Raw genomic sequence first — 12,643 nt, 5'->3', positions numbered from 1 at the left:
CATGACCACCACCGTTCCCCGCTCGACCATCGAGACCCCGCTGAAGTTCGCGTACTGGGTGCCGAACGTCTCCGGCGGCCTCGTCGTCTCCACCATCGAGCAGCGCACCGACTGGCAGCTGCCCTACAACAAGCGCCTCGCCCAGGTCGCCGAGAACTCCGGCTTCGAGTACGCGCTGACCCAGACCCGCTACGCCGCCAGCTACGGCGCGGACAAGCAGCACGAGGCCTCCGCCTTCTCCCTCGCCCTGCTCGGCGCCACCGAGCGGCTCAAGGTCATCGCCGCCTTCCACCCCGGCATGTGGCATCCGGGCGTGCTCGCCAAGTGGCTGATCACCGCCGACCACCTCTCCGAGGGCCGCGCCGCTGTCAACATCGTCTCCGGCTGGCTGAAGGACGAGTTCGTGAAGTTCGGCCTGCCCTGGCTCGAGCACGACGAGCGCTACGTGCGCACCGAGGAGTTCATCTCCGCGCTGCGCGGGCTGCTCACCGAGAACGGGTACTCCCAGGACGGGAAGTACTACTCGATCGATGACTTCAACCTCTCCCCGAAGCCCGTCGACGTGCCCGGCCGCCCCCACCCCGAGATCTTCTTCGGCGGCAACTCCACCGCCGCCCAGGCCACCGCGGGCCGCGTCGCCGACTGGTACTTCTCCAACGGCCGCACCCTCGAGGGCTACGAGGAGAACGTCGCCGGGGTGCTCGCCTCGGCCGAGCAGGCGGGCCGCCAGCCGAAGTTCGGGCTGAACGGCTTCGTCATCGCCCGTGAGTCCCGGAAGGAGGCGGAGGAGACCCTGCGCGAGATCGTCGCCAAGGCCCACCGCCCCGCCGTCGAGGGCTTCCGGAAGTCCGTGCAGGAGGCCGGTGCCTCCACCAAGGACGGCAAGGGCATGTGGGCCGGCTCCTCCTTCGAGGACCTCGTGCAGTACAACGACGGCTTCAAGACCCAGCTGATCGGCACCCCCGAGGAGATCGCGGACCGTCATCGAGTACAAGAAGGTGGGCGTGAACCTCATGCTCACCTGCTACCTCCACTTCACCGAGGAGGTCGCGGCCTTCGGCCGGGACGTGCTGCCGATCGTGCGCGAGAAGGAGGCCGAGCTCGCCCGTGCCCGCGGCACCGAGCTGAACACCGACCTGCTGCCCGTGGTCCCCGGCGTCAGCGCCGAGGAGGCCGCGCGCGCCGGTTTCGACACCCTCCCGGCTGATCACCCGGCCAAGGCAGGGGTGCCGGCATGAGCGAGACCACGAGCCCCACCCCGGAGCGCAGCTTCGGCTTCCGCACCCGCGCCCTGCACGCGGGCGGCACCCCGGATGCCCAGCACGGCGCCCGCGCGGTCCCGATCTACCAGACCACCTCGTTCGTCTTCGACGATGCGGCCGACGCCGCGAACCTCTTCGCGCTGCAGAAGTACGGCAACATCTACTCCCGCATCGGCAACCCCACCGTCGCCGCCTTCGAGGAGCGCATCGCCTCTCTCGAGGGCGGGATCGGTGCGGTCGCCACCGCCTCGGGGATGAGCGCCGAGTTCATCACCTTCGCGGCGCTGGTGGGCGCGGGCGACCACGTCGTCGCCTCCGCCCAGCTGTACGGCGGCACCGTCACCCAGCTCGACGTCACCCTGCGCCGCTTCGGCGTGGAGACCACCTTCGTGCCCTCCTCCGAGCCGGAGGACTACCGCGTCGCGTTCCGGCCCGAGACGAAGGCGCTGTACGTCGAGATCATCGGCAATCCCTCCGGCGAGATCGCGGACCTCGAGGGCCTGGCCGCCGTGGCGCACGAGCACGGGGTGCCGCTGGTGGTCGACGCGACCCTTGCCACCCCTATCTGGTGCGGCCCCTCGAGCACGGCGCGGACATCGTCATCCACTCCGCGACCAAGTTCCTCGGCGGGCACGGCACCACCCTCGGCGGCGTGGTCGTCGAATCCGGTCGCTTCGACTGGGGCAACGGCAAGTTCCCCACGATGACCGAGCCGGTGGAGTCCTACGGCGGCATCAAGTGGTGGGACAACTTCGGCGAGTACGGCTTCCTCACGAAGCTGCGCTCCGAGCAGCTGCGCGACATCGGCCCGTCCCTGCCGGCGCAGTCCGCTTTCCAGCTGCTGCAGGGCGTCGAGACGCTCCCGCAGCGCATCGACGCGCATCTCGCCGGGGCCCGGGCCGTCGCGCAGTGGCTCGAGGAGGACCCGCGGGTCTCCTTCGTGACCTGGGCGGGGCTTCAGTCCCATCCGCACCATGAGCGCGCGACGAAGTACCTGCCGCTCGGTCCCGGCTCCGTCTTCGCCTTCGGGGTGCGGCCCGCGGGCGAGTTCGGCTCCGACGAGGAGGAGGCCGCCGCGGCGCGTGCCACCGGCGAGCAGGTCATCGCGAACCTGCGGCTCGCCTCCCACCTGGCGAACATCGGCGATGCTCGCACCCTGGTGATCCACCCGGCCTCGACCACCCACCAGCAGCTCTCGGCGGAGCAGCTGGCCGCGGGCGGGGTGCGCGCGGATCTCATCCGCATCTCGGTGGGGCTCGAGGACATCGAGGACATCCTGTGGGACCTCGACCAGGCGATCACGGCAGCGACGGGAGTGCAGCGATGAACGAGCAGACCACCCAGCGAACCTGGCAGAGCCCTACGGCACCGGAGCGCCTGGCGATCCTGCGGCGCGCGAAGAGCATCGCGATCGTCGGCGCCTCCGCGAACCCCTCGCGGGCGAGCTACTTCGTGGGTTCCTACCTGCTCTCCAGCTCCCCGTACGAGGTGTACTTCGTCAACCCCCGGGCCGAGACCATCCTCGGGCGCCCGGCCTACGCCTCGCTCGCGGACCTGCCCGTCGTGCCCGATGTGGTGGACGTGTTCCGCAAGGACTCCGACCTGCCGGGTGTCGCCCGGGAGGCGGCCGAGGTGGGTGCGAAGACCCTCTGGCTGCAGCTGGGCTCCTGGAACGAGGAGGCCGCGGCGATCGCGGAGGCCGGAGGCCTGGACGTGGTATGGACCGCTGCGTGAAGATCGAGCACGCCCGCTTCCACGGCGGACTGCACCTGGCCGGCTTCAACACCGGGGAGATCAGCGCGAAGAAGCAGCGGCTCGCCTGAACCGCATGGCGCAGAGCCCGCGCGGCGGGACCGCCTGAGCATACGATCGCTGGACAGGCGCGGGTCGGAGCATCTCCGGCCCGCGTTCTGCTGCCCGGGGCGGGCAGGGACGGTGCTCAGCCCTCGACGCGGATCCCCAGATGGCTCGCGAAGGCCGGGGCGAGCACCGTGACCTGCTGCGCATCGAGAGTCGCCCCCGCCATCCCCTCGAGGTTGCCGATCGCCCCGATCTCCAGCCCGCGCAGGTCCACATCCTGCAGCCGGGCATGGGCGAGGGCGAGATGGCCGACCCGGCAGTTGGTGAACGCGAGCCGGGTGGCGGTGACGCCCGAGAGATCCAGCTCCTCGATCGTGCAGTCCTCGAAGAGCACGTCCTCGAGGGTGCTCGAGCGCAGGTTGATCCAGTCGAACTTGCTGCCGGTGATCCGGGTGGAGCGGATATCGGCGTCGTAGATGTCCAGCGCCCCGAGGCGGGAGCCGCTCAGCTCGACGTCGCGCCAGGCGGAGCGGGTGGCGTCCAGGACAGGGGCGTTCAGCCGCTCGATCCGGGTCTCGGTCAGGCGGGCGTGCTGCAGGGCCGTGGTGTGCGCGGTGACCCCGATCAGCTCGCATTCGCTGAAGGTCGCGCCGGCGAGATCGTGGCCGGAGAGGTCGTCCCCCGAGTCGGAGCCCCTCGTGATGGTCGTGGGCGGTGAGCTGCTCGCCGTCCGCGGGCTCGAGCGAGGGCAGGACGAGCGCGTCCAGGACGGGCTTCTTGGTGGTGGTGGACCGGCGTGCGATGGGGCACCTCGAGGATCGGGAGCGGCACCTTCCGCGGGGGCGGGGGCTGGTCCGAGGGTACGGGGAGCCGCCGACGGGCGGCGCCCGGCGTCAGAGACGCTCCGGCAGGATTCGAACCTGCGACCGGCTCCATATGAGGGAGCTGCTCTACCGGGCTGAGCTACGAAGCGGTGTGCCGGCGGGGCCGACGGGACCAGCTTGGGGCAGCGCGCAGAGCGCTGTCGAGCTTTTCGTCATCGGCCGACGCAGAGCGTCGTGGAGGGCCGTCCGGGGCCATATCGCCGCGGGGCGAGCCCGCACGCCCAGGAGCGGGTGGGACTCACGGGAGCTCGAACTCCCGCCAGCTCTCCCCGTCCCAGGCCGCGGCGCCGTTCTCGCTGTCCAGCGTGTACAGGGTGGACTCGTCCGGTGACCAGCACATCCGGTCCGTGTCGATGTCGTCGAGGAACACCTGCTCATCGGTGGTGCGGTCCCAGGTCAGCAGCTCGCCCTCACCGCTGTGGACCGCGACCATGCTCCCGGAGCCCACGGCGAGCTCAGCGAACTGGGTGGAGGCGGTCACCGGGCCCTCGCTCAAGGTGCCCTCAGGATCGATCACGGTCAGGGAGTCGGGCCCACTGGTCAGGGCCAGCAGTGAGCCGTCACCGCTGTGCCCGATGCCGAAGACGACGCCGTGCACGTCCATCAGCACCTCGCGATCGCCTCCTGAGGCCGGATCCCACAGCTCGGGCGGATTGTCGGCATCGCCCTCACCCCAGGTGGCGGTGGCACCGACAGCGAGGACGCCGCCGTCCGGGGAGTAGGACACCCGAGCCTCGGAGCGGCGGCCGGGGGCGAGGATGTGGCCGGCGCCGCACTGCTGCCCGCTCACGTCCCACAGACGTACCGTCCCGTCGGTGCTCGTGGAGGCCAGCTGGGTGCCGTCGGGGCTGAACGCGACGTCGAGGATGTTCGCGATCCTGCTCCGGGGACGCTCATGGCCGATGAGGTTCCACAGCGCCTCGCCCTCGACGTCGACGAGCGCGATGTGCCGTCCACCGGCGACCGCCAGTCGGGTCCCATCGGGATGCCAGGCGATCGCGCCCTGAGTGCTGGGGAGATCCGCCGGACGACCTCACCACTGGCGGTGTCCCACAGGATCACGCCGTAGGAGTCGGCGAGGTCCAGGGCCCACCGGTCGTAGCTCTCGCAGGCAGCGAGCAGGGTGCCGTCCGGGGAGACCGCGAGACCAGAGGTGAGGAACCGCCTGCCGGCAGCGGGCTCCCTGGGGCGCCCGCGAGCCCCTTCGGGCAGGGTCCTGCGGTCGTCCTCCGGGAGCTCCTCGGACGGAGGAAGGCACGAACCCGGTTCATGGCGCCCCCGAGGAACGGGAGGCTGCCGCACCCCGCGAGCATCAGCGCCGCAGGCAGCGCCGAGGCGCCGAGCAGCCAGCGGCGGCGAGGGAAGGCGGTCATCGACACGGGGTCTCCTCGTCGCTCAGCTCAGGAGACCGGCTGCGTGCCGCGCCAGAGCAGACGGAACCACACCTGGGACCCGTCCTCGAGCGTGTGGACGTCGAAGACGCCGGAGCCCCGGGTGACCTGGGCCTGCGCCTGGGACCGCTGGCGGGCGGCCTCCAGAACGGTGTACTCGTCCTCGATGCGCAGCACCGGGTAGGGCGACTCCTCCGAGCCGTCGGCACCCTCGTGGATGCTGCTCATCGCGAGCAGCGCGAACTTGCGCTCCCGTGCGGCGGCCTTCTCGCTGCCGAGCGCGGCATGGGCCTGGGAGAGGTGCATGTGCGCTGCGGGGCTCAGGAAGATGCCGGGCATCTGGGCCCAGAGCGCATCGATGATGCCCTGGTGATCTCCGGACCGCGCGAGCGGGGCCACGGCCGTGCCGATGGTCACGAGGGGGTCGTAGGTCGGGGCGCTCATGATGGCCCGGTGCAGGTCATCCAGGTGCTCCGGGGTGGGGTCGAGGGCGTAGGCCTCCATGATGTCCGGGAAGGTCACTGGGTCACGTCCTGTTCGCGATGGAGGGGTTCTTTCCGGGGCCGGCGTCACTGAGCCTACGAGGTGACGGGCACTCCGGCATCCTGCTGATACTGCTGGAGCTCCTCCAGGGTGATCTCCTCGGCGAACTCGTCCCCGGTGTCGAAGGCATCCGTCTCCAGCGGCTGTTCGCGGTACTTCTCGTACTCCTCGTTCCAGGCATCGTGCTCGGACTGAGGCGCGTTCTCCCCGGTTGCGGCCCCGGGGCCGGTTGGTAGTCCTTGTCGTTCTCACGCCAGGCGTCGATCTCCTCCGGTGTGACGTCGTGCTCCCGCTCGATGCGCTCATGCTCCGCCGCGCTGCCGTCCTCGGCCCAGAACTGCCACCAGGACGGTCCCTCGGTCTCCTCGATCCACTGATCCTGAGCAGCGTGCCGTGCCTCATGCGCGGCGACGTTCACGGCCCAGGGATCCTTCGCCGTCTCGAGGTCGATCACGATGTGCTCACCTCGCCACGGCCGGAAGATGTCGAACTCGATCCAGTACCCGCCCAATCCGTCCTCGCTGAGATCCTCGAAGTGGACCACGAGGGGCGGGAGGCCCTGGCGCTCGAGCTCCTGGTTCACGATCTCCTGGAGAACCTGCTGCTGCTCCGCCTCCGACATCCCCGCCCAGGCGCGGGCGACCTCCGGGCTGACCTGCCCGTCGCCACCACCATGGCGAGCTCCCGGGGCAGCAGGAGCGCCCCTGCCGCGTCCCCCTGAGCATCGGGGCCGCCGGTCGGCTCGCCGGCGGAGGCGGACTCCTGCTCCTCGACGTCCCCGTCCAGGACCGAGGCGGACTCCTCGAGCTCACCGACGAGCTGGTGCAGCAGGCGTCCTGCGCCGTCGGCCCAGGTGCTGCGGAAGGCCTCCGCATCCGGGCCCCTCCAGAAGGCCTCGCTGGCCTGCACGGTGCTGCTGAGCACCGCATGCTCGGACCCCAGCCGCTGCGCGGCGGTCCGGAGCCGCTCGGCATGCTCGCGGCCCTGGCCGGTGTCCATGCCGACGAATTCCATGCCGCTCCCTCTCGTCATCGTCTTGTTCCCACAGCGGCCTCGGTCGGCGCGCGGGCTGAGATGACTCTAGGAGCGTTCGGTCCCCGCGGCCATGGGGAGAACTCCCCGTCGCACGAAGGCCCAGCGGGACATCCGCGTGAGGGGCCACGAGCCGGAAACCCCACCGGGCGGCCTCGTCCCCCGCCCGGCACGGGCGGCCTGAGAGGTCATGCCCCGCGGCTCATGCCGCGGCGGCCGCCTTCGCCGCGGCGGGCAGCACTGCCGCGATCCGGTCGAGCACCTCGGGGTGTGCGCCGTCGAGACGAACCACGCCTCGAAGGCCGAGGGCGGCAGGTAGATCCCGCCCTCGAGCATCGCATGGAAGAAGCGGGTGAAGGCGGCGGTGTCCTGCGCCTTCGCGTCGTCGTAGCTGTGCACCGGGTGCTCGCGGAAGAACACCGAGAACAGGGTGCCCGCGGTCTGGATCACGTGGGGGACCCCGGCGGTGGTGAGCGCATCGGCGACCAGCTGCTGCAGGGTGGAGGAGGCGCTGCCGAGGGTGCCGTAGGCGGCCTCGTCCAGACCGTTCAGGGTGGCCAAGCCGGCCGCCGTCGCCAGCGGGTTCCCGGACAGGGTGCCCGCCTGGTAGACGGGCCCGGCGGGGGCCAGCAGGCTCATCAGATCCTTCCGCCCGCCGAAGGCGCCCACCGGCAGGCCGCCGCCGATCACCTTGCCGAAGGTCATCAGATCCGGGGCCCAGCTGCCGTCCGCGCCGTCGATGCCGTAGTGGCCGGTGCGGCTGGCGCGGAACCCGGTGAGCACCTCGTCGCTGATCAGGAGAACGCCGGCGGCGTGCGCGGTCTCGGACAGGAAGCGGTTGAAGCCGATCCCGTCCTCCTCGAGCGGGGGCACCACGCCCATGTTCGCGGGGGCGGCCTCGGTGATGATCGCAGCGATCGAGTCGCCGCGCTCGGCGAACAGCGCCCGCACCGCCTCACGATCCCCGTAGGGCAGCACCACGGTGTCCCGAGCGGTCGCGGCGGTGACGCCGGCCGAGCCCGGCATCGCGAAGGTCGCCACCCCGCTGCCGGCCTCTGCGAGCAGCGCGTCGACGTGCCCGTGGTAGCAGCCGGCGAACTTCACGATCACGTCCCGGCCGGTCGCGGCGCGGGCCACCCGCAGCGCGCTCATGGTCGCCTCGGTGCCGGAGTTGACCAGGCGCACCTGCTCGACGGGCCCGATGCGCCGGGTGACCTCCTCAGCGAGGGAGACCTCGCCCGGCTGCGGGGCACCGAAGGACAGCCCGCGGCCCGCCGCCTCACGCACCGCCTCGACCACCTGCTGGTTCGCGTGCCCGAGGATCATCGGCCCCCAGGAGCCGACCAGGTCGACGTACTCATTGCCGTCGACGTCGCGCAGCAGGGCCCCCTTCGCCTCGGTGAAGAACGGGGGCGTGCCGCCCACCGAGCCGAAGGCCCGCACCGGCGAGTTCACCCCCGAGGGGATCACCTGCTGGGCGCGGGAGAAGAGATCGGTGGACCGGGTCTGGGACTTCGGGGAGGTCAAAGGGTGCTCCTGGGAACGTCGGGCGGTGGCGGTGGCGGTGGCGGTGGCGGTGGCGGTGGGCAGGGGCTGTGGGATCAGAGGAACTCGCGCAGGTGAGCGGGCAGGCCGTCGCGGTACCAGCCGGCGACCTCGCTCGCGTAGTAGGTCAGCACGGTCGAGGCGCCCGCGCGGCGGAAGGCCAGCAGTGACTCCAGCACGGTGCGTTCACGGTCGATCCAGCCGTTGGCCGAGGCCGCCTCGATCATCGCGTACTCGCCGGAGACCTGGTAGGCGCCCACGGGGACGGGGAGGCCTCGGCCACGTCCCGCAGCACGTCGAGGTAGGGCAGGCCGGGCTTGACCATCACCATGTCCGCACCTTCGGCGACATCGAGCGCCAGCTCCCGCAGCGCCTCGCGGCCGTTGGCCGGATCCTGCTGGTAGCTGCGGCGATCGCCCTGCAGGGACGAGTCCACGGCCTCGCGGAAGGGGCCGTAGAACGCGGACGCATACTTCGCGGTGTAGGCGTAGAGCGCGGTGTCCAGGTGCCCGGCCTCGTCCAGGCGTCCCGGACCGCGGCGATCTGGCCGTCCATCATCCCCGAGGGGCCCAGCAGATGCGCGCCCGCCTCGGCCTGGGCGAGGGCCATCTCCCGGTACCGCACGAGGGTCGCGTCGTTGTCGACCCGGCCGGCCGCATCGAGCACCCCGCAGTGGCCGTGATCGGTGAACTCGTCCAGGCACAGATCGGCCATGATCACGGTGGAGTCGCCGAGCTCGGAGCGCAGGCGGGCCAGGGCCCGGTTGAGGATCCCCTCGGGATCGGTCGCGCCGGAGCCCACGGCGTCCTTGTGCTCGGGCACGCCGAACAGCATCACCCCGCCCACCCCGCGCTGGACCGCCTCGGTCGCGGCGTGCACCAGGGAGTCCATCGTGTGCTGGAGGACGCCGGGCATCGAGTCGATGGGGCGGCTCTCGCTCGCCCCCTCACGCACGAACATCGGCAGCACGAGATCGGCGGGCCGCAGGGTGTGCTCGCGCACCAGGGAGCGCATCGCGCCGCTCGTGCGCAGCCGGCGGGGCCGGTCGATCGGGCCCGGGAGGCTGGTGCCGGTCAGGGAGGGAGAGTCATCGGGGCTCCTTCGGAGACGGGACAGGAGAGGGGTCTGGGAGGGGTCTGGGAGGCGGGACATCGGGCGGTCAGGGCGCGGCGTCCGCGGCCTCGAGCACCTGCTGGACCGCCAGGGCGAGCGCAGAGTCCGTGGGCTCCGGTGCCTGCAGTCCGACGGCCAGACCGGCCTCGCGCACCGCAGCGGAGGTGGGGCCGCCGATGGTGACGATCGGAGTCGACTCGTGGATGCCGAGCGCGGCGGCGCGGCGCGCGATCATCGGGCTGGTGAGTGCGAGGGCGCCGTAGGCCCCGGTCGCCAGGCCCACCGCGACCGCGGCCGGCGGCTCGACGGGGAGGGGGCGGTAGGCGGTCACCTCATGCACGCGGTAGCCCTTGGACCGCAGCCCTTCCGGGACGGTGCGGGACGCGGCTGCGGAGGCGGGGAAGAGCACGATCGCGCCGTCCTCCGCGGGCGGCATCTCCTCGACCAGCGCGGCACCGGAGCCCGCGGCGACATGCGCCACCGGATGCCCTGCCGCGCGGAGCTCCTCAGCAGTGCCCTCGCCGACGGCGATGATCGCCGTCCGGGACGGCACGACCGCCCCGACCAGCGCCTCTGCCGCAGTGCGGGAGGTGACCACGAGAAGGCTGTAGGTGCCGTCGGCGAGATGGCGCAGGGCGGCGTCGAGCTCCGCTCCGAGCGCCGGCACCAGGCGGATCAGAGGCTGGTGCACGACCTCGATCCCGCGCTGCTCGAGTTGCGTGCGCAGCGTGCCGCCGCGCCCGGCCGGTCGGGTGACCAGCACGGGGCGCGGAGCAGCGACGGAGCTCATCAGGCGCGGGCCTGCTCGAGGATCTCGCCGGCCCCTCGCGAGAGGAGATCGGCGGCGAGCTCGGCGCCGAGCGCCCACGGCACCGACTCGGTGCCCGAGAGCTCATCAGCGTGCAGATCGAGCGCCACCCGGGCCTCGCCCTCGACGGCGTGGCTGCCGTCGGGCCGGATCGCGAGGGCGCGCAGGCGCAGCACACCGCCCTGCTCGTCCCCGTCGGCCTCCTCGAGCTCGCCGTACGCGGCGACCGGCGCCGAGCATCCGGCCTCAAGGGTGCGCAGCAGCGCCCGCTCCGCGGTGACGGCGGCACGGGTGGCCGGGTCATCGACCTCGGTCAGCCGCTGCGCGAACCAGGGCTGCTCGGCGAGCACCGCGGTGGTGGCCTCGACAGCCAGTGCGCCCTGCGCGGGAGCGGGCAGCATCACCTCGACCGCCAGCAGCTCGCTGATGGCCGCTTCGCGGCCCACCCGGCGCAGGCCCGAGGCCGCGAGCACCACCGCGTCGAGATCCGCCTCGGCGCCGAGGGCACGGTTCAGCCGGGTCTCGACGTTGCCGCGGATGCCCTGGACGTCCAGGTCCGGGCGGGCCCGCAGCAGCTGCGCGGCGCGGCGCGGCGAGCCGGTGCCCACCTTCGCGCCCCGCGGCAGCTCGGCCAGGGTGAGGCCGTCGCGGGCGCACAGCGCGTCCCGCGGATCCTCCCTCGGCGGGTAGCAGGCCAGGGTGATCTCCTGCAGCGGCTCGGTGGGCAGGTCCTTGCAGGAATGGACCACCAGATCGACCTCCGCGTCCAGCAGCGCCTGGCGCACAGCGGTGACGAACACACCGGTGCCGCCGATCTGGGCGAGCGGGCTGATGCGGTCGCGGTCCCCGCTGGTGCTCACGTGGACCAGCTCCACGGTGTGCTCGGTGCCGGCCACCAGCGCCTCTCCCACCTGCCCCGACTGGGTCAGGGCGAGATCGGAGGCACGGGTGCCGATCCGCAGCGGGGAGCCCACGAAGGCGGAGGTGCCGACGGCGACCTCGGTCCGCGGCGTCACGAGGTCTCTCCCGCGCCGGCCGCCTCTTCTCGTGCCCGCTCGACGTCCTGCGCCGAGTCCACGGCGCTCGTGGTGGGACGGCACAGGCGGCCCACGCAGCAGTTCGCCCCGCATACATCCGGCGTACCGCCGAAGTCTGTGACGACGCGACGGGGAACTGCAGGTCCAAACGCTCCTGGATCAGATCGGCCAGGGCGGCGACGAAGCGGGGGTCCTCGCCCGAGGTCGCGACGCGGCGGAAGGCGAGCCCCTTCTCCTCAGCGCTCTCCTTCGCCTCGGTGTCCAGGTCCCAGATGACCTCGACATGGTCGGTGACGAACCCGATCGGCACCACGATCACGGCATCGGCTCCGTCCTCAGCGGCGAGCTGCTCGATCACTTCATTGATGTCGGGCTCCAGCCAAGGGGTGTGCGGAGCCCCGGAGCGGGACTGGTACACCAGCTGCCACTGCGGGAGCTCGGGGACGTCGTCGTGCAGCTGGGCCATCACCCAGCGGCAGGCCGCGAGGTGCTGCTCGACGTACCAGCCGCCGGACCCCTCGACCCGGGTCTCCTCGGGACCGGAGGCCTCCGCCATCGCGTCCGGCACCGAATGGGTGGAGAACAGCACCGCGACCCGCTCGGCGTCGTGCCCCTCCGCGGCCAGGCTTGCCAGGGCGCTCGCTACACCGTCGACCACCGGTTCAAGGAATCCGGGATGGTTGAAGTACACGCGGACCTTGTCGATGCTGACGTCTTCGGACAGGCCAGTCTCCTCGAGCGCCATCCCGAAATCCTCGCGGTACTGACGGCACGAGGAATAGGAGGAATAGGCGCTGGTCACCAAGCCCAGCGCATGACGGCGACCGTCGGCGTGCAACGCGCGGACCGCGTCGGCGTTGTAGGGCTCCCAGTTGCGGTTGCCGAAGTAGACCGGCAGGTCGATGCTGCGACGAGCGAGCTCCCGCTCGAGCGCGGCGATCATCGTCTCGTTCTGCTCTGTGATCGGGCTGCGGCCGCCGAGGGCCCGATAGTGGCCCGCGACCTCCTCGAGCCTCTCGTCGGGGATCCCTCGCCCTCGGGTGACGTTGCGCAGGAAGGGGATCACGTCCTCCTGTCCGTCGGGACCGCCGAAGGACGAGAACAGGATTGCGTCGAAGGGCTTGGGCTCCCCGCGCCGTGTGTGGGTGGCGCAGGAGGGGTCGACGAGTCGCGGGCTCGGCTGTGACAGGGTGGAGTCAGTCATGGTGGGTCCTCGATGGTTGGGTGA

General features: G+C 71.7%; 7 protein-coding genes, 1 tRNA gene and 7 pseudogenes. 3 read left to right on the top strand and 12 right to left on the bottom strand.

Annotated features, from left to right (window positions below; genetic code table 11):
* The first annotated feature begins 1 nt into the window (after position 1).
* The 3 pseudogenes from sfnG (at position 2) to H3H54_RS15800 (ending at position 3,085) form a co-directional block, all read left to right on the top strand.
* A pseudogene (gene sfnG, locus H3H54_RS15810) lies at positions 2-1,238 on the top strand (dimethylsulfone monooxygenase SfnG).
* Positions 1,235-2,589, top strand: a pseudogene (locus tag H3H54_RS15805) (O-acetylhomoserine aminocarboxypropyltransferase/cysteine synthase family protein). The pseudogenes sfnG and H3H54_RS15805 overlap by 4 nt, the downstream one beginning before the upstream one ends.
* Positions 2,586-3,085 (top strand): annotated as a pseudogene (locus tag H3H54_RS15800) (CoA-binding protein). The pseudogenes H3H54_RS15805 and H3H54_RS15800 overlap by 4 nt, the downstream one beginning before the upstream one ends.
* A 116-nt stretch (positions 3,086-3,201) precedes the next feature.
* Here the strand turns inward: H3H54_RS15800 and H3H54_RS15795 are convergent.
* The 12 genes and pseudogenes from H3H54_RS15795 to H3H54_RS15745 form a co-directional block, all read right to left on the bottom strand.
* Entirely contained in the window at positions 3,202-3,456 is a 255-nt protein-coding gene (locus H3H54_RS15795; RefSeq protein ID WP_262424610.1) for a pentapeptide repeat-containing protein, read from the bottom strand.
* 505 nt (positions 3,457-3,961) lie between these two features.
* Positions 3,962-4,035, bottom strand: a tRNA-Met gene (locus H3H54_RS15790).
* Between the two features lie 149 nt (positions 4,036-4,184).
* Positions 4,185-4,736: a WD40 repeat domain-containing protein gene (locus tag H3H54_RS15785; protein WP_262424609.1), complete on the bottom strand. Its 552-nt coding sequence runs from the start codon at positions 4,734-4,736 to the stop codon at positions 4,185-4,187.
* A 12-nt stretch (positions 4,737-4,748) separates the two neighbouring features.
* Positions 4,749-4,850, bottom strand: a pseudogene (locus tag H3H54_RS19760) (WD40 repeat domain-containing protein); the annotation flags it as partial.
* Between the two features lie 496 nt (positions 4,851-5,346).
* The gene (locus tag H3H54_RS15780; RefSeq protein WP_262424608.1) at positions 5,347-5,859 is read right to left on the bottom strand and encodes a hypothetical protein; all 513 of its coding nucleotides are present in this window, start codon (positions 5,857-5,859) and stop codon (positions 5,347-5,349) included.
* 4 nt (positions 5,860-5,863) lie between these two features.
* On the bottom strand, positions 5,864-6,463 hold the full coding sequence (locus tag H3H54_RS15775; protein ID WP_262424607.1) for a hypothetical protein: 600 nt from the start codon (positions 6,461-6,463) through the stop codon (positions 5,864-5,866).
* Positions 6,460-6,894 (bottom strand): WXG100 family type VII secretion target, encoded by a 435-nt coding sequence (locus tag H3H54_RS15770; protein ID WP_262424606.1) that lies wholly within the window; start codon positions 6,892-6,894, stop codon positions 6,460-6,462. The genes H3H54_RS15775 and H3H54_RS15770 overlap by 4 nt, the downstream gene beginning before the upstream one ends.
* Positions 6,895-7,114: 220 nt before the next feature.
* Positions 7,115-8,439 (bottom strand): annotated as a pseudogene (hemL, locus tag H3H54_RS15765) (glutamate-1-semialdehyde 2,1-aminomutase).
* Positions 8,440-8,513: 74 nt separating this feature from the next.
* Positions 8,514-9,471, bottom strand: a pseudogene (hemB, locus tag H3H54_RS15760) (porphobilinogen synthase).
* A gap of 145 nt (positions 9,472-9,616) precedes the next feature.
* Positions 9,617-10,360 carry a uroporphyrinogen-III synthase gene (locus H3H54_RS15755; protein ID WP_262424605.1) on the bottom strand — a complete coding sequence of 248 codons (744 nt, stop codon included), beginning with the start codon at positions 10,358-10,360 and terminating at the stop codon, positions 9,617-9,619.
* Positions 10,360-11,394, bottom strand: coding sequence for a hydroxymethylbilane synthase (hemC, locus tag H3H54_RS15750; protein WP_262424604.1), 1,035 nt, complete (start codon positions 11,392-11,394; stop codon positions 10,360-10,362). Before hemC ends, H3H54_RS15755 begins: the two co-directional genes overlap by 1 nt.
* Positions 11,391-12,619 (bottom strand): annotated as a pseudogene (locus H3H54_RS15745) (ferrochelatase). Before H3H54_RS15745 ends, hemC begins: the two are co-directional and overlap by 4 nt.
* Positions 12,620-12,643 lie beyond the last annotated feature (24 nt).

This window comes from Brachybacterium sp. Z12, assembly GCF_014400405.1.
GTDB lineage: Bacteria > Actinomycetota > Actinomycetes > Actinomycetales > Dermabacteraceae > Brachybacterium.
This window is presented reverse-complemented; position numbering and strand designations above follow the sequence as displayed.

Coding starts and splice junctions, on each gene's coding strand:
- H3H54_RS15770 (WP_262424606.1), bottom strand. CDS start 6,894: ATGGAATTCGTCGGCATGGACACCGGCCAGGGCCGCGAGCATGCCGAG.
- H3H54_RS15755 (WP_262424605.1), bottom strand. CDS start 10,360: ATGAGCTCCGTCGCTGCTCCGCGCCCCGTGCTGGTCACCCGACCGGCC.